This is a genomic window from Finegoldia dalianensis (genome assembly GCF_046255015.1).
GTDB classification, from domain to species: domain Bacteria; phylum Bacillota; class Clostridia; order Tissierellales; family Peptoniphilaceae; genus Finegoldia; species Finegoldia magna.
On record NZ_JBDLBQ010000010.1, the window covers coordinates 32,869 to 54,463 of the forward strand.

Below are 21,595 nucleotides of genomic sequence, written 5' to 3' on the forward strand. Positions count from 1 at the left end.
ATGAGTGGTAATAGAAAAGCAGGGATTTTGTGTCCTGTGTTCAGTTTAAGTTCAAAATATGGAATAGGAAGTTTTGGTGAGAGTGCGTATGAGTTTGTGAGGTTTTTGAAGAAATCAAAGCAAACTTACTGGCAAATATTGCCACTTGTTCCGATTAGTTCTGATGGCAACAGTCCGTATTTGTCGCCATCAACTTTTGCTGGAAACTACATGTACATCGACATCGACAAGTTGATTGAGGATGGTTTGCTGACGGAAAGAGATGTTCGTGGCTACAAATTCGAAGATGATTTTGTGGATTACGATTATGTGGCAAAAGCAAAGGATCAGATTTTACGAAAGGCTTTTGAGAACAACAAGGATTTGAATATAATCGACACAGAAAATTTTAGTGAGCGTGAACTTGTTCGTGGGTTTTGTTTGTTTCAGGCTTTGAAAAAGTATTTTAATGGCAAATCTTGGTTGGAATTTCCAGATGATATAAAATACCGAAAGAAGAAAAGCGTCGATTATTACGAAAAATTGTTAGCTTCTGAGATTGAATACAATGTATTCGTTCAGGCTTTGTTTTACAAGCAGTATTTTGAATTGAAAAATTACGCGAATGATTTGGGGATAAAAATATTTGGCGATTTACCGATTTATGTGTCGAAGGAAAGCAGCGATATGTGGCAAAATCCCGATATGTTTGTGATGAACGAAGATTTGTCACCGAAGCTTGTTGCAGGTGTCCCTCCGGACAGATTTTCTGAAACTGGGCAATATTGGGGAAATCCCGTGTATGATTGGGATTATTGTGAGAAAACTGGTTTTGAATGGTGGTTGAAAAGGTTGAAGCATAATCTGAAAATGTACGATGTGCTTCGTCTGGATCATTTTAGAGGATTTGAAGCTTTTTGGGCGATTGATGCATCGGAAAACACTGCTGAAAACGGACACTGGATTAAGGCAAAGGGCGAGGAGTTTTTTGGGATTTTGAAAAAAGAGAACTTGATTGACAGGATTGTTGCCGAGGATTTGGGTTTGATTACTGATGATGTTATAAATCTGCGTGATAGGTTTTCCTTCAAGGGTATGAAGGTGATGCAGTTTGCGTTTGATTTGAATGAAGAATCGGATTATTTGCCACACAATGTGGGAAAAGATTGTGTGTATTACACTGGAACTCACGACAATCAAACGTTGAGGGGATTTGTAAATAGCAGAGGTTCTGATGAACTTGAATACATTAAAAATTATGTTAATTCAGATGATGTGCAAGAGGCTTTGATAAAGGTTGCTTACATGACGAGGGCCGATTTGTGTATGTGTCAGATGCAGGATTTCTTGGATTTGGATGATGATTACAGGACGAATACGCCGAATACGTTGGGTAATTGGACGTGGAGAATGAAAAAAGATTGGCTTACGGATGAGCTTGAATGTAAAATTTCTTTGATTGTGAAACTCTACAACAGGGATTAGTTGAAGTAAAATGATTATAGGTATATAATTTAATTTGCAGCAAATTATTAGGAGGAATTATGAAGAAAGTTCTTACGATTGCAGGTTCTGATTGTTCAGGCGGAGCGGGAATTCAAGCGGATATCAAGACTATGTCGGCGCACGGGGTGTATGCGATGAGCGTTATTGTTTCGGTTGTTGCTGAGAATACTTTTGAGGTGGTGTCGATTGAGGATTTGCCCGATACGATTATAAAGGATCAGATTGATTGTATTTATAATGATATGGGAACTGACGCCGTGAAGATTGGAATGTTATCGAACAAGAGGATTATGAGTTGTGTTAGGGACAAATTATTGGAGTACAAACCAGAAAATGTGGTGTTGGATCCTGTGATGTATGCAAAACACGGTGCTTGTTTGATGCAAGAAGATGCGATTGATTTGTTGATTGAGGATTTAATTCCTTTGTGCACTTGCATAACTCCGAACATTCCAGAGGCAGAGAGAATTAGTGGAATGAAAATCGACGGTGTGGACGATATGAAAAAGGCAGCTGTGATTATTCGTAACATGGGGGCGAAATACGTTCTTGTGAAGGGCGGTCATCATGTGGGAGATGCGATTGATATTTTGTATGATGGCGAGAATTTTCACGAATTTGTGACTGAGAAGATTGACACGAAGAACACTCATGGGACTGGTTGTACGCTTTCAAGTGCGATCGCTAGTAATTTGGCGCTTGGAAAATCGATAGATGATGCTGTGAAATTCAGTAAGGATTACATTACTAATGCTATTAAGCATGATTTGCATATTGGCAAGGGAAATGGGCCGACAAATCATTTCTACAAATTTTTTGAAGGAGAGTTGGAAAATGAATAAGGAATTTAACTTAGGTTTGAACTTGGTCACGAATAAACAAACTCTCAAGGGAAGGGATTTATCAGAGACTATTGAGATTGCGCTGAAAAATGGTGCAGATTCTGTGCGACTTAGAGAAAAAAACATGGACACGAGAAGCATTATGCGCGAGGCTTTTAGGATAAAAGAGATTACTCAAAGCATGGGCAAACTTTTGATTGTGAATGACAGGGTTGATATTGCTAAGGCGTGCGATGTCGACGGGGTGCATTTGGGACAAAAGGATATGCCGATTAAGTATGCTAGGGAGATTCTTGGTGACAATAAGATTATTGGGATTAGTTGTCACACGTTGGAACAAGCGTTGGAGGCACAAGAGTCTGGCGCTGATTACATTGGTGTGGGGGCGATTTTTCCGACGTTCACTGGAGATGATTTCGTGAGGGTTACAATCGACACGTTGAAGGAGATTTCCGAGAAGATTCACATTCCAATCACTGCGATTGGTGGCATTAACAAGAACAATATTAGGATGATTTTCGACTGTAATGTGGATTCTGTGTCATTGACATCGGCGGTTTTTTCGACGGGAGATGTCGCAGCATCAACACAAGAGTTGAAACAAAAATTCGATATGATTTTGAGTAGATAACGAGGGGTGCGAGGGCACCTCTTTTTTTAATGCGGGGAAATGAGGAATAGTTTCATAGCAAGAGAATTGCTGACGGTAGTTTCAAAAAATACGAAAATAGACACCGATACGAACGAATATCTAGACTACGCAAATTTGTGATTTCTAAATCTCAAAATCCTAAAATTTGAAGCACGCTTCGCTTACGCGGTCAAATTTTGGACGGATTTTTTCGATTTGAAATCAGCTAAATTTTCTCCATATGATATTCTTAGCAAACTTGGTAATCTACTTTTGTTTCAATGCACACGTAATAATTCGCTGGACATCTACTTTATACAGGGACAAGGAACACAAAAACTCGTAAACCACTCATCTGTCTACAAAAATTGATAAATTCATCGCTCATGAAACTAAAATCGCAAACTCGCTGACGCTCAAACATTGCGATTTTTTAACGTTTCATTTCGCTTGAATTTATACTTATTTTCTCCGTATGATATTCTTAGCAAACTTGGTAATCTACTTTGTTTCAATGCATCCTTATCAAATCTAATAATCTACTTTATTTCACAACGCCACAAAACCACCAATCCACATAACCACAACAAAGGTTTCATCTCAACGGTTACGGAGGCGCTTTGTGTTGTTATGATATAATCTAGGTTGATAGGGGGATTTTATGAAGGGAAATTATGAGACGATTGTTCATCCGTTGTCTCCTCTTTACGATGAGGATTCGAAGATTTTGATTTTGGGTTCTTTTCCATCTGTGAAGACTAGGGAGTACGGGTTTTTTTATGGTCATCCACAAAACAGGTTTTGGAAGTTGATGGAGAGGCTTTTCGATGTGGATTTGGATGTGAGTATTGAGGAGAGGAAGAGATTTTTGTTGGAGCATAATATTGCTGTGTACGATTCGATTTATCAGTGCGATATTATTGGTTCATCAGATTCTAGTATCAAAAATGTGGTGCCTTCTGATTTGAAGGGGATTGTGGACTCAGCGAATATTAATCATGTTTTTTGCAATGGGACTGCTTCTTTTAAGTGTTTTGAGAGATATCACAAAAAGAATTTGGGGGTGGAGCCTACGAAGCTTCCTTCGACATCACCTGCAAATGCTAGATACAGGTTGGATGATTTGGAAAAAGAATGGAAGGTTATTTTGGAATATTTGTAACATAGGTTGTATAGATGAAATTGTGGGCGATTCAATCTATAGAGATTTATGAAATATACAATGAAAAATTTAACAAAGAGACAAAGAAAACATAATATATTTAATAAATATTAAATAAATCAAAAAAACTATTTACAAAATTATAATCACCATGCTATAATTAGAAAAAAATAACTATAACACTTATTACGATGATGTTTATAGTTATTTTTTAATTGATAAACTTTTGTTGGATATATAGTTAATAAATAGACAATAAAAAATATCGTGAAAAATTAAGAGGTACAAATGAAGAATTACACTGAATTATTAAAATCTGAATTAATTATGGCGTTGGGATGTACTGAACCGATTTCTATTGCGTTGGCAGCGGCTAAGGCTAGGGAAGTTTTGGGGGTAATTCCATGTAAAATTGAGGTTATGTGTTCAGGAAACATTATCAAAAACGTTAAGGGCGTTACTGTTCCAAACACTAACGGTATGAAGGGCGTGGAAGCTGCGACTGCTATTGGAACTGTTGCGGGTGATTCTTGTCTTGGGCTTGAGGTTTTGTCAAAGGTTACAGAAGATGACATCAAAGCTGCGAAGGATTTGATGGCAAAGGACATTATCACTGTTAGCTTAAAAGAAGGCGTGGAAAACTTAGACATAGAAATCGTAGCAGAGGACGACAATGGAAATACTGTGGATGTTGAAATCAAAAACAAACACACAAATATCGTGAAGGTTACTAAAAACGACGAAGTAATACATATTGATAATTGCTACACTCACACACCAGAATACGAAAATTACGACGAACTTTCAGTAAAGGATATTTTTGAATACGCAAACAATGTTAACTTAGATGAGGTTAAGGATTTGTTGGAAAAACAAATTACTTTAAATTCTGATATTTCCGATGAAGGATTGACTGGAAAATGGGGAGTTGCAATGGGCAAGATTTTGATAGACGAAGATGAATCTATCAGAACAAAAGCTAAGGCAAGAGCTGCAGCAGGATCAGATGCACGTATGAGTGGCTGTTCACTACCAGTTGTTATAAATGCAGGAAGTGGAAACCAAGGCATAACTTGCACGATGCCACTTGTTGTATTTGCGAATGAAAAAAATTACGACAGAGAAACATTATACCGTGGACTTTTGATTACGAACTTGACAGCACTTCACATCAAAAGATTTATAGGAAGACTTTCAGCATTTTGTGGAGTTACATCCGCAGGAGTTGCAGCAGGAGCTGGAATTTGCTACATGGAAACTAAGGATTTGGATTTGATTGAAAAAACAACAGGAAATGCTTTGATGATTGCATCGGGTATGATTTGTGACGGTGCGAAACCATCCTGTGCTGCAAAAATCGCAACAGCTGTAGATGCAGGAATTTCAGGATATTATTTGGCGAAAAATAACAGAAACTTCGAAGCTGGCGATGGATTATTAAAAGACGATATCGAAGAAACTATCAGAAGTATTGGCTATGTTGCCAAGGAAGGTATGAAGGAAACAGACATTATTGTGCTTAACACAATGATTCAAAAATAAGGAGATTTTTATGAGTAAACCAATTATAGGAATTTCAGGATCTATTATCATTGATGGGTCTGGAAATTTTCCTGGTTATAGGAGAAGTTATGTAAATGAGGATTATGTAAAATCAGTAATAAAAAATGGAGGAATTCCGTACATAATACCTATGAACAGCAGTGAAGAAGTTATAAAAGAACAAATCCAAAATGTTGATGGATTGATTTTAAGTGGAGGACATGACGTTACTCCAAGGTTTTATAATCAAGAACCACACAAGAATTTAGGAGGTATTTTGCCAGAAAGAGATGTGTTTGATTTTAATTTGGTAAAATTTGCGATTGAAAAGAACATTCCGATTTTGGGAATTTGCAGAGGTTTTCAAATTTTGAATGTTTACTATGGTGGTAGTTTGCATCAAGATGTTGGGTTAAAAGAAGATACGTTTATAAAACATAATCAAGTGAATTTTCCATATTTGACAACTCACAGTGTTGAATTAATTGATAATACTAAGTTAAAAGAGATTTTCAACGAAGACATTATTATGGTAAATTCTTTTCACCATCAAATCATAGATAAGGTGGCAGATGGATTTATTAAGTCGGCAGTTAGCAAAGATGGTGTAGTGGAGGCGATTGAAAATCCTAACTATAAATATATGCTTGGTGTTCAATGGCATCCGGAAATGCTTCATTCGTCTGAAGAAAAGATGAATCTTTTATTCAGTGAATTAATAAAAAATACTTATTAAAGGAGTAAAAAAATGAATAATGCAACAAAGAAATTGGGATTTTGGTCAATTGTTTTATTGACTATAAATTCTATAATCGGTTCAGGGATATTCCTGTCACCTGGATCTGTAGTTCAAATGTCGGGAAAATACGCGCCTTTCATTTACTTAGCAGCGGCTGTTTTTGCAGCTTTTTTGGCGATTACTTTTGCATCTTCTGCAAAATACGTGTCAAAGGGAGGGGCATCTTATGCTTACACTAAGGCTGCTTTTGGAGATAATTGGGGATTGTATATAGGTATTACAAGATTCTTTTCCGCTGCAATAGCCTGGGGAGTTATGGCAACAGGTGTAGTCAAAACTGTACTTAATATATTTGGAGCAGATAATACTAATTTTAATTACATTACCATAGGATTCATAATTTTGATGACAATTTTATTTGTAATCAATGTTTGTGGTACAAGGGTTTTAGAATTAGTTAGTAATATTTCTACTATTGGTAAACTTTTGGCTTTAGTCACTGCGATTGTAGCAGGATTAGTGGTAGTTATAATGACAGGACAAAACAATTTCTCACAAGTAGAAACAATTACAGCCGATGTGACAAGTAATATGAGTTTGGAAAGTATAGTAATGGCTGTAATTGCAGCATTTTATGCTTTTACTGGTTTTGAAAGTGTGGCGTCTGGTTCAGAAGATATGGAACAACCAGAAAAGACTTTGCCAAAAGCAATTCCTTTGGGGATAATAATAATTGCTGCAATTTATTTCGGAATTGTACTTGTATCAATGATGATAGATCCAGTAGCTATGGTAAACACAAAAGAAGTAGTTGCTCTTGTAGCTATATTTAAGAATAATATTGTTCGTTCAATAATTCTTTATGGTTCATTGATATCTATGTTTGGTATTAATGTCGCAGCTTCTTTCCACACACCTAGAATAATTGAATCAATGGCTAATGAAAATCAAGTTCCTAAAATATTTGCAAAAAGAACAGACAAAGGATTTCCATTATTTTCAATGGTAATTACAGCTGTTTTGGCTATTATATTGCCAATCGCTTTTAAATACAACATGGGTTCAATAATGATAATAAGCGCAATTGCTAGGTTTGCACAATTTGTTATTGTTCCGCTTGCTTTGATATGGTTTTATTATGGAAAGAACAAGCAAGAAATAGTTCAAGATGTAAAGAAAAACTTCTTCACCGATGTTATAATTCCTATCATAGCACTTTTGTTAACTCTAGTTTTACTTGCAAAATTTAGTTGGATTAAGCAATTTACTGTTGATAACAACGGAGTATTAGCTCCTAACTATCTTGCGATAGTATCTATGTTTATCGGCTATGTATTAGTACCATTGTTTGTGTACTTCTACAATAACAAACAAAAATAAAATCTGAATAAAATTTGATATCCTCTTTATCGGACTAAATGATACAGGGGATATTTTTGTGTTCAAATGGCTGTGAAGATAAAATTTTCAGTCGTACATAGGAATATTTGTAAGAGTTTGAAATCATTTACAATAATGTATTTGTAGTGTTATAATGGTTAATATATAGACGAAATTGTTATAAATTTATTTTTTATTGAGGAGTACAAATGAAGAATTACACTGAATTATTAAAATCTGAATTAATTATGGCGTTGGGATGTACTGAACCGATTTCTATTGCGTTGGCAGCGGCTAAGGCTAGGGAAGTTTTGGGGGTTATTCCATGTAAGATAGAGGTTAAGTGTTCAGGAAACATCATCAAAAACGTTAAGGGTGTTACTGTTCCAAACACTAACGGTATGAAGGGCGTGGAAGCTGCGACTGCTATTGGAACTGTTGCGGGTGATTCTTGTCTTGGGCTTGAGGTTTTGTCAAAGGTTACAGAAGATGACATCAAGGCTGCGAAGGATTTGATGGCAAAGGACATCATCACTGTTAGTTTAAAAGAAGGCGTGGAAAACTTAGACATTGAAATTGTAGCAGAGGATGACAATGGAAATACTGTGGATGTAGAAATCAAAAATAAACACACAAACATAGTTAAGGTTACCAAAAATGATGAGGTAATACATATTGATAATTGCTACACTCACACTCCAGAATACGAAAATTACGACGAACTTTCAATCAAAGATATTTACGAATATGCAAACAATGTGGATTTGGATGAAGTTAAAGATTTATTGGAAAAACAAATCACTTTAAATTCTGAAATTTCCGATGAAGGATTGACTGGAAAATGGGGAGTTGCAATGGGCAAGATTTTGATAGACGAAGATGAATCTATCAGAACGAAAGCTAAGGCAAGAGCTGCAGCAGGATCAGATGCACGTATGAGTGGATGTTCTCTTCCAGTTGTAATAAACGCAGGAAGTGGAAACCAAGGTATAACTTGCACGATGCCACTTGTTGTATTTGCAAACGAAAAAAATTACGACCGCGAAACATTGTATCGTGGACTTTTGGTAACAAACTTGACAGCACTTCACATCAAAAGATTTATAGGAAGACTTTCAGCATTTTGTGGAGTTACATCCGCAGGAGTTGCAGCAGGAGCTGGAATTTGCTACATGGAAACTAAGGATTTGGATTTGATTGAAAAAACAATCGGCAATGCGTTGATGATTGCATCTGGTATGATTTGTGACGGTGCGAAACCATCCTGTGCTGCAAAAATCGCAACAGCTGTAGATGCAGGAATTTCAGGATATTATTTGGCGAAAAATAACAGAAACTTCGAACCTGGAGATGGTTTGTTAAAAGACAATATCGAAGAAACTATCAGAAGTATTGGCTATGTTGCTAAGGAAGGTATGAAGGAAACAGACATTATCGTTTTAAATACGATGATTCAAAAATAAATTATGAGGAGTATTGGCTAAGCTGATGCTCCATTTTTTATTCAGGAAATAGAAACATTTTCATAACAAAGTTTTACCGATACTAAAGAATACAATATAAACACGTAAAATACAGATTAAATGTGTACAAGATTAATAGAAATTAGATAATTTTAAATCGGGAAAATACTTGCATAATTTATTTATTAGTATTATAATTTAATTAAATAAAATATTTTGAAGGAGGATTCTTATGGGATCATTTATTAGTGCCGAAAGTACTTGGATACTTTGGGCTGTGTTGGCATCATGTGCTGCTCTTGCAATATTTTTGGAACAAAAATATACATGGGCAAGTAAGGTTACAGGATGTATTTTGGCTTTGACTTTTACTTTAATTTTGTCAAACCTTAAAATTATTCCAACAGAAGCACCTGTTTATGATGCTGTATGGGATTATGTAGTTCCTTTGGCTGTACCAATGTTGTTATTTAACGCTGATATCAAAAAAATTGGTAGAGATTCAGGAAGAGTTTTAATTATTTACTTATTAAGTGGTATTGGAACTGTTCTAGGTGGATTTGTTGCATACTTTGCTTTGAAGAATGCAATTCCTGCTTTGAACGATATCGTTCCAATGTTTGTGGGTACTTATACTGGTGGTTCAGTAAACTTCGTTGCAATGAGTCAACAATACAAGGTTCCTGGAGCAACTGTATCAGCTGCATTAGTTGCAGATAACTTACTTATGGCTTTATATTTCTTCACATTGATGGCACTTCCAACAATGGCTGTTATCAAGAAACACTATAAGATGCCACTTGTTAACGCTTTGGAAGAACAATCAGAATCTGACAAGGAAGCTAATAAAACTATGGCTGCAAAATATTGGGGAGCAAAAGAAATTTCTCTTAAAGACATTGCATTAACAGTTGCATTATCATTTGTTATCGTAGCCATTTCTGACAAATTAGCTACTGTATTTGGAGATTTGTTCAAAGGCGAAGGCGCTGTAAGTGCAATTTTTGGTGGATTATTGGGAAACAAATACTTGTTAATGACTACATTTACTATGATACTTGCATCAGTATTTCCTAAACAAATTTCATCAATCAGAGGTAGCCAAGAAATTGGTACTTTCTTAATTTATTTATTCTTCGCAGTTATTGGAGCGCCAGCTTCAATAGGATTGATTTTGAGAGAATCTCCATTGTTATTAGTATTTGCATTAATCGTTGTATTAATCAACTTAATAGTTTCATTGATATTTGGAAAACTTTTCAAATTCAATATCGAAGAAATCATTATCGCATCAAATGCGAATGTCGGTGGACCAACTACTGCAGCAGCAATGGCTGTATCAAAAGGTTGGACAGAACTTATCGTTCCTGCACTTCTGGTAGGTACTTTAGGTTATGTAATTGGTAACTACTACGGTATTCTTTCGGGAATATTGTTACATTAATTTAGAAATTTGAACACATTCTTTGGGTTAATCTCAAAGAATGTGTTTGTTTGAAGAGTAATTTGAACAGAAAAGGAGAAAATATGTTAGAAAATTTAAAACCAGAAAGAGTGTTTCATTATTTTGAAGAATTGACTAAAATTCCTAGAGAATCTGGAAATGAACAAGCAGTGAGTGATTTCTTGTACAAGACTGGAAAAGATTTGGGACTTGAAACAATCCAAGACGAAAGCAACAATATAATTATCAGAAAACCTGCTCATCCAGATTATGTGGATCATCCTTCAGTTGTAATTCAAGGTCACATGGATATGGTTGCAGAAAAAGCAGACGGCGTTGACCACGACTTTTTGACAGATCCTATTCCACTAGTTGTAGATGGCGATTGGGTTAAAACAGAAGGCACTACTTTGGGTGCAGATGATGGTATTGCAAGTGCGATTGGTCTTGCGATTATGGAAGACAAAAACGCTAAACATCCAGCGCTTGAGTTGTTGGTTACAACTAACGAAGAAACTACAATGGTCGGTGCGAGAGCTTTGAAGAGAGAAAATATCAAAGGTAGAAAACTTTTGAATATTGACGCTGAAGTAGAAGGAATTTTGTTGTCTGGTTGTTCTGGTGGACACAATATAATTGGTACGAAAAAACTAAATTACGTGGACAATAAAATGAAAAACACTTTTGTTATGAATATTAACAACATGCTTGGTGGTCACTCAGGAATGGAAATTCACCAACAAAGAGGTAACTCCATCAAATTTGCACGTGAAGCTTTGAAGTTAATCGAAGAAAAATCTCCTTTAGCACTTGTTAGTATAGAAGGTGGAACAAAACACAACGCTATTCCAAGAGATGCGAAGGTTGTGTTCAGTTCTAACGAAGACGATTACGATGTTGATTTTTCCGATTTAATTGCAAAATATCCATTGGATAAGGATATGAGAGTTAAGATTGAAAAATGCGACAACGCCGACAAAGTATTGGATGAAAATGACAAAAAAGATATCTTATCTTTCATCGAAGAGGTCCCTCACGGAGTGTACAGCATGATGAAGGAATACCCAGATATCGTTGAATGTTCAAACAACTTGGCAATATTTGAAATAAAGGACGATGTGTTGAAGGTAACTATTTCTCTTAGAAGTTCAAACCCAGAAACTTTCGACGCACACACTGAAGATGTGTCAAAAGTTTATGAAAAATATGGATTTGAAGTTAAGAAGGAAGATTATTACAAACCATGGGCATTTGCAAAAGAGTCTGAATTGAGAAACTTGGCGCTTGAAACTTACAAAGATTTGTTTGGAAAAGAAATGAAGGTTGAAGTTGTTCACGCAGCATTGGAACCAGCAGTATTCATAGATACTTTCCCAGACATGGAAATGATCTCCATTGGACCTACTATGAAAGACGTTCACAGTCCTAAGGAAAGACTTTCAATTGAATCTACACAAAGAACTTACGAATTTGTGAAATCACTTCTAGAAAGACTTTAGTTTTTGACAAAATAAATCACAGAGAAAAACTGTGATAAACAAACCCTTATGCATAGAAATCGACGATTTTGTTGTCGTGTGCATAAGGGTTTTTGTGTGTGCGAATAAGAAATAAAGTGGATTACGAGTTTATATTTACCTGTTTCTGTGAAACAAAAGTAGATTACCAGTTTTGCTAAGAATATCATACGGAGAAAATTTATCTGATTTCAAATCGAAAAAATCCGTCCAAAATTTGACCGCGTAAGCGATAGCGTGCTTCAAATTTTAGGATTTTGAGATTTAGAAATCACAAATTTACGAAGTCTAGATATTCGTGCAAACTGGTTTTCTACTTTCCTTTGTTATGAAATTTATTTTTATTTCACGACATAGCAAAACCGCAACTTTACAACACAAGTAAATAAAATTTCTACAAATTTTTAAGTTCCGATTGCGTTTTGTGGCAGATGTATTCAAAAAGAATTATGGATTTGTTTTCTTTTGCGAAATTTTTTCTGAAGATAAAATAATGGTCGCGGTTATCCTTGCAGTTTTTCGCGTTTATCCTGAAATAATCATTTTTTGTAGACACCATGTGTTCTAAAATGTCGTCTGTCAAGAATGTAAGTGGTACGTTGATGTTTGCGTATTTGTAAAAATCTTTTTCAAAAGCTATGAAATTGTCCGAAAAATAATCGAATTGAAAAGTATTTTTGTGTAATGTATTCATAATTACTCCATCAAATTAATGTTCAAAATATTGTCGAATTTTATCTCTATCATTTGACCGTCGCTTTCAAAATATATCTTGTCTTCGAAAAAATCGTAGATTGTCCCTACGTATGATTTGTTGTTGTGGGTGAAGATTTCGACTGTGAAATCATTCAGAAAAGCTTGGCTTATAAGTAAAAGCAAACTACTCGCACCCAACGATTGTACGCTTACATTTTCAGTCATCGAATGTAGTGCTGTCGTGTGTTCTGATAGGAAAAATCCCATCCATTTAGCCATTTTTCTGTCGCAATATTCCCTGGCTGATTTGTAAGGAAGATAATTTCTAATAATCATAAGTGCCGTCCATTCCGCCGCAGTGGCCTCCAATTAGTTTGCTTCGTTCGATAACACGCGATCCTTCCATAAGAGATGTCGCTTTTTGAATGGAAGTGAATCCGTATTTGTCTCTGATTTCATCGATTGCAGATTCCAAATTTTTCTGTTTTTCTATTTTCTCAATGTCTTCGAAAAGTGAAAATGATATGCACGCTTCGTCCACCAAATTTTCATAACTTACGCCAAGTCTTCTCACAGATCCTCCCTGATATTTCTTGTGAAACAAATCCATAACATGAGCTGTTAGCTCTGCTGTTGATTGGGAAGGGGAGATGGTTTTTTGTGAGTGGATGGATTTTTTGTTTTCCTTGTAGGAATATTCAACATAAATTGACACTACAGTCGCTTTTTTTCTGATTCGTCGAATTCTTATAGCAACTTGTTCTGCGATTTCTTTTAGAACTATTTTGATTTCACTTTTCTTGGAGTAATCTCTGGGAAGAACTTGTGAATTGCCCAGTCCCTTGGATTTTCCTTTGTAAGGTTGTGTGACTTTGGATTCATCTACGCCATTCGCGTGAAACCACAACTGCACGCCCATTATCCCGAATTCTCGTTTCAAAATATCAGGATTGGAATTTGCGAGATCTTTCACTGAAAAGATACACAATTTATTCAGCCTTCGTTTCGTTCTTTCGCCGATTCCCCAAAAATCTGTCAAATCTGGAATATTCCACACTTTTTGTTCTACATCTTCGTAAGACCAATTTGCCCTCATATTTACAGTTTTCTTCGCTTCATTGTCCAGCGCAAGCTTAGCCAACAGAGGATTGGAATTACTCATTCCAACAGTAGAATACAATCCAGTTTTGTTTCTGATTTCGTTTTGAATCCTAGAAGATATCAAATCCAACTTGTCCTTGCGAGATATTGTTTTATCGGGGATAAAATAGTTCAAACTAGTTGTCAAATCGATAAACCCCTCGTCGATAGAGTAGGGAAGAATCTCGTCTTTGGAGGCGTAATTCATGAAAATCTTCTGGATTTTCAAATTCTCTTCAATGTACAAAGCCATTCGAGGAGGAACGATGACGGTGTTTTTCGCCCACGTTTCGATGTAACTGATATATGAATCAGTTATTGGTAAATTTTGTCTGAGAGCTGATTGGAAGTTAAACTTCCTATCGTGGACGTGAAAAGGCAAATCAAAAGCCCTACCGACATTCTTCTTTCCAAAAACTTTCTTGAAAGTTGGAGAGCTTGCAAGAATTAATCCACTTGCATTGTCGGAATTACTCATAACGCAAAGAGAAGTTGTCAAGGGATTCAGATTTCTCTTGACGCATTCTACACTTGCATAAAAACTTTTGATATCCACAAAAGCAATATCAGATTTTGGCTCCAAAGAGTAATCTATAAGTCCCATAACAACCTCCTTACTCGTCATCCAACGGACTGTAATCTTCCAAAAAAGTCGATTTTGGATTTTCAATATAGCAAATATCTGTGGGAAACTTGTTCAGCTTCACCATTTCAGATATTTTCAAATTCAACAAATTAATATCCACACCTAACTTGTATGCCATAGTCTTGTCGTCAGTGTACTCGCGCATCGTTTTGATCAAATCTTCATCCGAAATCAAAAGATGAGCCGCGAAAATATTCGCTTCATTTTCAAAAACATCAGTAGGATTGAACACCTTGTTCTCGTGAAAAGCGTGGCCATCAATGCAGTATTTTCTGTGAAGTTGGTCGTGGCCAATCTCGTGAGCTAGTACGATTTTTTTCAAACTTCCGATGTTGTTCGCAATCAAAATAACCCTATTTCTAAGAATTACCTGATACACTCCCAAAAGTTTGGACGGACTATCGATATAATGAAGCTTAATTCCCAACAAATCCAAAAGCTCCTCGGGATTTCTGGTGTGGTATTTTTCAACCAAACTATTTACCTTATCATATATCCATCTATTGTACATAAGACTACCTTTTATTCTTGTTTTTTCCGTATTTTTTATTCTCCAACTTGGCTTCGTAATACGCCTCAGCAATCGCATTGAAAAGTTTGTCCTTGTCTTCTTCAGGAAGAGAACCTCCAGCAAAAAGCCCTGACAAATTATCCACCAAATTCTCCGCATCTTTTTTACCAGAATATCCGAATTTTTTAGCAGAATCCAGCACGAAATTATCTTCCACAGTCAACAAAAAATTGATGTCAACATTGAAAAATTCCGCGATTTTTTTGTACATATCTTGAGTGCGTGGACGAGTGCCTTTAGTTTCGTAGTTACTTATAGTCTTCAAAGTAACACCAAGCTTGTCCGCAAGTTCTGTCTGAGTAAGACATCTGTCTTCTCTAAGTTGTTTTAATTTAGCACCAAAGCTCATTTTATTCCTCCATAAATAAAATTAGAAGTTCAAATTCAAAACATATGAACTGTAACTACTAATATTATAATTTAAACTTCTAATAACGTCAAATTTTTTTCAAATTTGAAAATGAAACTCAATAGGTGTATAATATAAGTGTAAACAAGTTGACATTGAAACTAAAAAGGTAGTGATTAAATGAAAATTTTTAGTAAAATAAAGAAAAATTTTGAAGAATTTTTAAAAAAATTGGGCAACGAAAACAAAAACACTTTCGGTGAAGAAAGATTGGACTGTTGCACAATGAATAAACAAGATAAATAGAACATCACAGATCGGATTTGATTATTCAAATCCGATTTTTTCATAAAACAAAATTAATTTTTAAAATCAGATCGAAAGAAACCAAACTTTCGATTTATTTTTTTGCACAGAGAAACAGCTACAATACTGAATTAACAAACTCATTTTGATATAATAAAAGGTAAGAATATTTAATAAACAAGAATGAAAATATAGCAGGTGATCACATGGATAACATAACAGGAGCTAACCTTGGATTTGAAAAAGAAATTTTCCAAGCGGCAGACAAATTAAGAGGCAACATAGATGCAGCAGAGTACAAAAACGTTGTACTTGGACTGATATTTCTCAAATACATATCGGACTCATTCGAACAAAAATACAACCAACTATTAGAAGAAGGTGACGGATTCGAAGAAGACCGCGACGAATACATCGCAGAAAATGTATTCTTCGTACCGAAAACAGCCAGATGGGAATACGTAGCATCCAAAGCAATGACAGCAGAAATCGGAAAAGTAATCGACGAAGCCATGGTTGCGATAGAACAAGAAAACGACAGACTAAGAGGAATACTACCGAAAAACTACGCACGTCCCGAACTTGATAAAAGAAGACTCGGAGAAGTCGTAGATTTGTTCAATAATTTGAAACTAAAAGAACACGGAGACTCAAAAGACATCCTCGGACGAACTTACGAATACACAATCGCCCAATTCGCATCTCTTGAAGGAAAAAACGCCGGCGAATTCTACACACCAACAAGCATCGTAAAAACACTCGTAGAAATCCTCGAACCATACGAAGGCCGCGTGTACGATCCTTGTTGTGGGTTTCGTGTCATAATAGTGATAGAGGCAAATAGTTATGTAAATATAAGGAGTTCAAGACTTCTACCAAAGTTTAAAACTCAAAAAATAAATAGTTGGTGTGCTGCTTAGAGTATCCATTTTAACAATGGGTATTGTAAATAGCATACCAATAAAACTAAGGATTCTTTAAAGAGTCTTATTTTGTGATGAAAATTTAATATGTATATCTCAGACGATAGAAAGTAATAATTCTGTCGTCTTTTTTTTATTTTAAAGAAAGGAGGTAAGAATGAATTTTGATTATTTTTATAATAGGCAATCTGAAATGTATAACTTCATTAGGTTACCTATGGTATTAATGGAAGATGAGATTTTTGAGAGCATTTCTATTGAAGCTAAAGTTTTGTATTCATATATGCTTAATCGAATGGGTCTTTCATATAAAAATGGCTGGATAGATGAAGATGGAAAAGTCTTTATTTACTACACAATTGAAAGTATAAAAGATCAATTTAATTGTGCCAGTGAAAAAGCAAATAAATTAATAGCTGAACTTGATATTAAATCAGGAATAGGACTGATTGAAAAGAAAAGACAAGGACTGGGAAAGCCTAACAGAATTTATGTTAAAGACTTTATGAGCATATTCAATAATATGGAATTAAAAAATCAAGAAGTTCGAAAAACAAAATTCCAGAAGTTCGATAATCGAAATTCAAGAGATTCGAATATCGAAAGTCAAGATTTTCGAAAATCGGAAGGTAACTATAACAATATTAATAATAATGAGTTAAGAAAGAATGATTTTAGTAAAGGTCAAAAGCCTTATGGAATATATAAAAATATATTTTTGACTGATGAAGAATACAAGGACTTAACAAATGAGTTAGGAAGTAGAATTAATGAATACATTGATAGGCTCTCGTCATATATGAAAGCAAATAACAGAGAGTATCAAGACCACAAGGCAACGATAATCAATTGGTATCTTAATGATCAGGCGAAAAACATTAATGATAATACAACAAGGAAAATGAATTACGATATAGGAGAGAGTTTATGACAAGTTTAAAAGATTTTGTATTAAGAGAAAATGATATTGAAAGAAATGGGCATATCTATTGCAAGGTATGCGGTAAAAGAGTCGATGGAGAATTACTTGACCTTGGATTTACAAAGTTTATTCCCAGAATTAAATGCGAATGTGAAATAAAAAGAGATAAGGAAAATGAAGAAAGAGAAAGACTGATGAAAATATCATCATTGAAAAGAGATTGCTTCTCATCGCCGCTCCAGCACCAATATACTTTTGAGAAATTCTTAAATGAAAAAGGTCAAGCCTACAAGGTTGCTTACAATTATGCTAAAAGTTTTGAACAAATGAAGAAAGACAATGTTGGACTTTTATTTTATGGAGATGTTGGCAGTGGGAAAACTTATCTTGCTTGTTCTATTGCAAATGAATTAATTGCAAGAGAACAAGTTAAAGTTAAGATTATGAATTTATCTCAGGTTATAAATCAAATACAAAAATCTGCATTTAAGGTTGATTCAAACGAAATTATAGATAACCTATCAAATATTCCATTGTTAATATTAGATGACCTTGGAATTGAAAGGGATACATCTTATGCAAGAGAACAAGTATATAACATTATAAACTCAAGATACCTAAAGGGTAGGCCGACAATTTTTACTACAAACTTATCATTGGAAATAATTCAAAATCCTAATATTGACCTTGAGTATCAGAGGATATATTCAAGAATACTTGAAATGACAATACCAGTTAAAGTTACTGGAGAAGATTTTAGAAGAAAAATCCATCAAGAGAAGTTAAGAAAATACAAAGAGTTACTTTTATATGGAGGTGGAATAGATGATTAATGAAGAAGTATCTAGGTCGAGCCTTAATCTTGAAGTAAGGCTTGCAAAAGCAACAAGTAAAGCAATTCTTGATGCCTTAAAGAAAGTACACAAGCAAATAGAGGAACAAGGCGGCTTGAAAAATGTAATAAAAAATAACGGAGAAGAAGTAAAACTAAAAGATATGGTTAAAAAGGGACAGTTAGAAGAAATTAATCTAAAAGATCCTGAGTTAAAAGAACTAAAGAAAATTTTAAATAAACACGGAGTGAAGTTTTCTGTTATGAAAGATAAGGAAACTGGTAACCACTCTGTGTTTTTTCAATCTAAGGATATAAAAGTAATGGAACATGCTTTTAAAAAAGCAGTTAAGGCTTCTGAAAGAAAGGCCGATAGAAAAGATTCAATAACGAAGACTATAAATAAGTTTAAAGATATGGCTAAGGACACCATCAGCAAAGATAAAGTTAAAAATAAACATAAGGAGCAAAGCTTATGATAAGTAATTTAAAAACATTTGAAAATAAGAATTTTGGGAAACTCACTGTTATAGAAAAAGACGGTGAGTTTTTCTTTATAGCAAATGAAGTAGCAACTATGTTAGGTTATGTCAATCCGAGGAAAGCTGTTTATGACCATGTAGATGAGGAAGATAAGGGTGTAACGAAATGGAACACCCCTGGAGGAATACAGAATATTTCAATAATTAACGAATCAGGATTGTATTCACTTATCCTCTCATCAAAACTACCACAAGCAAAAATATTCAAAGCTTGGGTAACTAGAGAAGTCTTACCAAGTATTAGAAAAAATGGAGGATATATAGTAGGGCAAGAAAAGAAAACTAATGAAGAGTTACTTGCAGATGCAATTCTGGTAGCCAATAGAATTATTGCCGAAAGAGAAGAAGAGATTGAAGAATTAAGACCAAAGGCAGACTATTATGACAAATTAGTAGATTACAACCTACTTACAAACTTTAGAAATACTGCCAAAGAGTTAGGAATACCACAGAACCAGTTTATAAGTTTTCTAATGGATAAGGGATTAATTTATAGAGATAAGAAAAAGAAACTCTTACCTTATACAGAAAAGAACAAGGGATATTTTGAAGTCAAGGAATGGGTTGATCCACTAGGTACACTTGTAGGAATACAAACATTTATAACACCAAAGGGAAGGCACTACCTACTAATTTTATTAGATAGCGAAGGTTTCTACGATGAATAAGATATTAGAAGCTATTCTTTCTGATATTAAAAACTTAATTAAAATAGACAACCCAAAGAAATTTATATTAGCAAACATTCCTTACCTATCCTTTTTCTACATTGGAAATATCTTTTCTAAGCACATCAATTCATATGTTGGAGGAGATATTATTGATAGAATAATGGTAGGAATTTCTGATATAGGAACTTTATCCTATATACCAAGTATTAATCCAAGGGACTTGTTAGTAGGTATTTCAGTTGCTGCTCTTGTTAAGCTAATTGTTTATAGTAAAGGTAAAAACAAAAAGAAATATAGGCAAGGTAAAGAGTATGGATCTGCAAGATGGGGAGAAAGTAAGGATATTGCTCCATATATAGACCCTAAGTTTGAAAACAATGTTCTCATAACTAATACCGAAAGACTAACAATGAACTCAAGACCTAAAAACCCTAAATATGCTAGAAATAAAAATGTATTAGTAATAGGTGGTTCTGGATCAGGTAAGACAAGATTTTATGTAAAGCCAAATCTAATGCAAATGCACTCTTCCTATGTAGTAACAGACCCTAAAGGCACACTTGTGTTAGAGTGTGGAAAAATGCTTTATGAAAATGGATATGACATAAAGATTTTAAATACAATAAACTTTAAAAAGTCCATGAAATACAATCCCTTTGCATACTTGAGAAGTGAAAAAGATATTTTAAAGCTTGTTCAAACAATTATCGCCAACACCAAGGGAGATGGAGAAAAGGCGGGAGAAGATTTCTGGGTAAAGGCTGAAAAGTTATATTACACTGCCCTTATCGGTTATATATATTATGAAGCACCAGAAGAAGAAAAGAACTTTAAGACACTTTTGGATATGATTGACGCAAGTGAAGTAAGAGAAGATGACGAAACCTATATGAACCCAATTGATAGGCTTTTTGAAGCTCTTGAAAAGAAAGATCCAAGTCATTTTGCAGTTAAGCAATACAAGAAATATAAGCTGGCAGCAGGAAAAACTGCCAAGTCAATTCTAATATCTTGTGGAGCAAGACTTGCACCTTTTGATATAAGAGAGCTTAGAGAACTAATGAGCGAAGATGAATTAGAGCTTGATAAAATTGGAGATAGAAAAACTGCTTTATTCGTAATAATATCAGATACAGATGATACCTTTAACTTTGTAGTTTCAATAATGTATTCTCAACTATTTAATCTTCTATGTGATAAGGCAGATGATGTGTATGGTGGAAGACTTCCAGTTCATGTTAGGTGTCTACTTGATGAGTTTGCAAATATAGGATTAATTCCTAAATTTGAAAAATTGATTGCAACAATTCGTTCAAGAGAAATATCGGCAAGCATAATACTGCAAGCACAATCTCAATTAAAAGCAATCTATAAAGACCATGCAGATACAATAGTTGGTAACTGCGACTCTACACTCTTTTTAGGAGGAAAAGAAAAAACAACAGTAAAAGAATTATCTGAAACCTTAGGAAAAGAAACCATAGACCTATATAACACATCAGAAACAAGATCCAATCAAAAATCTTTTGGTCTAAATTACCAAAAAACTGGCAAGGAACTTATGAGTCAAGATGAAATAACTGTAATGGATGGCGGTAAGTGTATTTATCAGTTAAGAGGAGTAAGACCTTTTCTATCTGATAAATTCGATATTACAAAGCATAAGAATTATAAGTTATTGGAAGATTATGATAAGAGAAACTTGTTTGATGTGGAAGAGTATTTAACAAATAGAGATAAGGTAAAGCTAAAATCTAGTTATAAAATAAATAGGTTAAACATTTGATTTTAC

General features: G+C 34.6%; 22 protein-coding genes. 17 read left to right on the forward strand and 5 right to left on the reverse strand.

Annotated elements, in window-relative coordinates; genetic code table 11:
* The 10 genes from malQ to pepD all read left to right on the forward strand — a co-directional run bounded on the left by malQ (position 1) and on the right by pepD (position 12,187).
* Complete coding sequence (gene malQ, locus ABDJ34_RS09585) at positions 1-1,464, forward strand: 4-alpha-glucanotransferase (RefSeq protein WP_412702198.1); 1,464 nt, start codon at positions 1-3, stop codon at positions 1,462-1,464.
* Between the two features lie 59 nt (positions 1,465-1,523).
* Complete coding sequence (gene thiD, locus ABDJ34_RS09590; RefSeq protein ID WP_316515010.1) at positions 1,524-2,327, forward strand: bifunctional hydroxymethylpyrimidine kinase/phosphomethylpyrimidine kinase; 804 nt, start codon at positions 1,524-1,526, stop codon at positions 2,325-2,327.
* A complete protein-coding gene (thiE, locus tag ABDJ34_RS09595; protein WP_412702199.1) occupies positions 2,320-2,958 on the forward strand; it encodes a thiamine phosphate synthase in 639 nt (212 codons plus the stop codon). Before thiD ends, thiE begins: the two co-directional genes overlap by 8 nt.
* Positions 2,959-3,619: 661 nt before the next feature.
* The gene (locus ABDJ34_RS09600) at positions 3,620-4,120 is read left to right on the forward strand and encodes a DNA-deoxyinosine glycosylase (RefSeq protein ID WP_412702200.1); all 501 of its coding nucleotides are present in this window, start codon (positions 3,620-3,622) and stop codon (positions 4,118-4,120) included.
* A gap of 288 nt (positions 4,121-4,408) precedes the next feature.
* On the forward strand, positions 4,409-5,662 hold the full coding sequence (locus ABDJ34_RS09605) for an L-cysteine desulfidase family protein (RefSeq protein ID WP_412702201.1): 1,254 nt from the start codon (positions 4,409-4,411) through the stop codon (positions 5,660-5,662).
* 10 nt (positions 5,663-5,672) lie between these two features.
* Positions 5,673-6,398, forward strand: coding sequence for a gamma-glutamyl-gamma-aminobutyrate hydrolase family protein (locus tag ABDJ34_RS09610; protein ID WP_412702202.1), 726 nt, complete (start codon positions 5,673-5,675; stop codon positions 6,396-6,398).
* A gap of 12 nt (positions 6,399-6,410) precedes the next feature.
* Positions 6,411-7,781 carry an APC family permease gene (locus ABDJ34_RS09615; RefSeq protein WP_412702203.1) on the forward strand — a complete coding sequence of 457 codons (1,371 nt, stop codon included), beginning with the start codon at positions 6,411-6,413 and terminating at the stop codon, positions 7,779-7,781.
* Positions 7,782-7,990: 209 nt separating this feature from the next.
* On the forward strand, positions 7,991-9,244 hold the full coding sequence (locus tag ABDJ34_RS09620; protein WP_412702204.1) for an L-cysteine desulfidase family protein: 1,254 nt from the start codon (positions 7,991-7,993) through the stop codon (positions 9,242-9,244).
* A gap of 232 nt (positions 9,245-9,476) precedes the next feature.
* The gene (locus ABDJ34_RS09625) at positions 9,477-10,688 is read left to right on the forward strand and encodes a DUF819 family protein (RefSeq protein WP_412702205.1); all 1,212 of its coding nucleotides are present in this window, start codon (positions 9,477-9,479) and stop codon (positions 10,686-10,688) included.
* A gap of 83 nt (positions 10,689-10,771) precedes the next feature.
* Positions 10,772-12,187: a beta-Ala-His dipeptidase gene (pepD, locus tag ABDJ34_RS09630; protein WP_412702206.1), complete on the forward strand. Its 1,416-nt coding sequence runs from the start codon at positions 10,772-10,774 to the stop codon at positions 12,185-12,187.
* Positions 12,188-12,599: 412 nt separating this feature from the next.
* On the opposite strand, the gene ABDJ34_RS09635 is transcribed toward pepD, so the two are convergent.
* Genes ABDJ34_RS09635 through ABDJ34_RS09660 form a run of 5 tightly spaced genes read right to left on the reverse strand, consistent with a single transcriptional unit; the run spans position 12,600 to position 15,607 of the window.
* Complete coding sequence (locus ABDJ34_RS09635; protein ID WP_412702207.1) at positions 12,600-12,899, reverse strand: DUF5960 family protein; 300 nt, start codon at positions 12,897-12,899, stop codon at positions 12,600-12,602.
* Between the two features lie 2 nt (positions 12,900-12,901).
* A complete protein-coding gene (locus ABDJ34_RS09640) occupies positions 12,902-13,237 on the reverse strand; it encodes a hypothetical protein (RefSeq protein WP_110058382.1) in 336 nt (111 codons plus the stop codon).
* Positions 13,227-14,645: a Y-family DNA polymerase gene (locus ABDJ34_RS10015; RefSeq protein WP_457922057.1), complete on the reverse strand. Its 1,419-nt coding sequence runs from the start codon at positions 14,643-14,645 to the stop codon at positions 13,227-13,229. The genes ABDJ34_RS09640 and ABDJ34_RS10015 overlap by 11 nt, the downstream gene beginning before the upstream one ends.
* A gap of 10 nt (positions 14,646-14,655) precedes the next feature.
* Positions 14,656-15,198, reverse strand: a complete 543-nt coding sequence (locus ABDJ34_RS09655; RefSeq protein ID WP_278726541.1) for an ImmA/IrrE family metallo-endopeptidase — start codon at positions 15,196-15,198, stop codon at positions 14,656-14,658.
* Positions 15,199-15,202: 4 nt separating this feature from the next.
* The gene (locus ABDJ34_RS09660; RefSeq protein ID WP_094223846.1) at positions 15,203-15,607 is read right to left on the reverse strand and encodes a helix-turn-helix domain-containing protein; all 405 of its coding nucleotides are present in this window, start codon (positions 15,605-15,607) and stop codon (positions 15,203-15,205) included.
* Positions 15,608-15,787: 180 nt separating this feature from the next.
* Between ABDJ34_RS09660 and ABDJ34_RS09665 the strand changes: the two genes are divergently transcribed.
* From ABDJ34_RS09665 to ABDJ34_RS09695, 7 genes are all read left to right on the forward strand, one after another.
* Entirely contained in the window at positions 15,788-15,913 is a 126-nt protein-coding gene (locus tag ABDJ34_RS09665; protein WP_002834945.1) for an LDCC motif putative metal-binding protein, read from the forward strand.
* 206 nt (positions 15,914-16,119) lie between these two features.
* Positions 16,120-16,833, forward strand: coding sequence for an HsdM family class I SAM-dependent methyltransferase (locus ABDJ34_RS09670; RefSeq protein ID WP_242430113.1), 714 nt, complete (start codon positions 16,120-16,122; stop codon positions 16,831-16,833).
* Between the two features lie 160 nt (positions 16,834-16,993).
* A complete protein-coding gene (locus ABDJ34_RS09675; protein ID WP_412702208.1) occupies positions 16,994-17,767 on the forward strand; it encodes a replication initiator protein A in 774 nt (257 codons plus the stop codon).
* Complete coding sequence (locus tag ABDJ34_RS09680) at positions 17,764-18,591, forward strand: ATP-binding protein (RefSeq protein WP_412702209.1); 828 nt, start codon at positions 17,764-17,766, stop codon at positions 18,589-18,591. The genes ABDJ34_RS09675 and ABDJ34_RS09680 overlap by 4 nt, the downstream gene beginning before the upstream one ends.
* A complete protein-coding gene (locus ABDJ34_RS09685; protein WP_000606600.1) occupies positions 18,584-19,069 on the forward strand; it encodes a PcfB family protein in 486 nt (161 codons plus the stop codon). Before ABDJ34_RS09680 ends, ABDJ34_RS09685 begins: the two co-directional genes overlap by 8 nt.
* Positions 19,066-19,800 carry a BRO family protein gene (locus ABDJ34_RS09690; RefSeq protein WP_412702210.1) on the forward strand — a complete coding sequence of 245 codons (735 nt, stop codon included), beginning with the start codon at positions 19,066-19,068 and terminating at the stop codon, positions 19,798-19,800. The genes ABDJ34_RS09685 and ABDJ34_RS09690 overlap by 4 nt, the downstream gene beginning before the upstream one ends.
* Complete coding sequence (locus tag ABDJ34_RS09695; protein WP_412702211.1) at positions 19,793-21,589, forward strand: VirD4-like conjugal transfer protein, CD1115 family; 1,797 nt, start codon at positions 19,793-19,795, stop codon at positions 21,587-21,589. The genes ABDJ34_RS09690 and ABDJ34_RS09695 overlap by 8 nt, the downstream gene beginning before the upstream one ends.
* Positions 21,590-21,595: the final 6 nt, after the last annotated feature.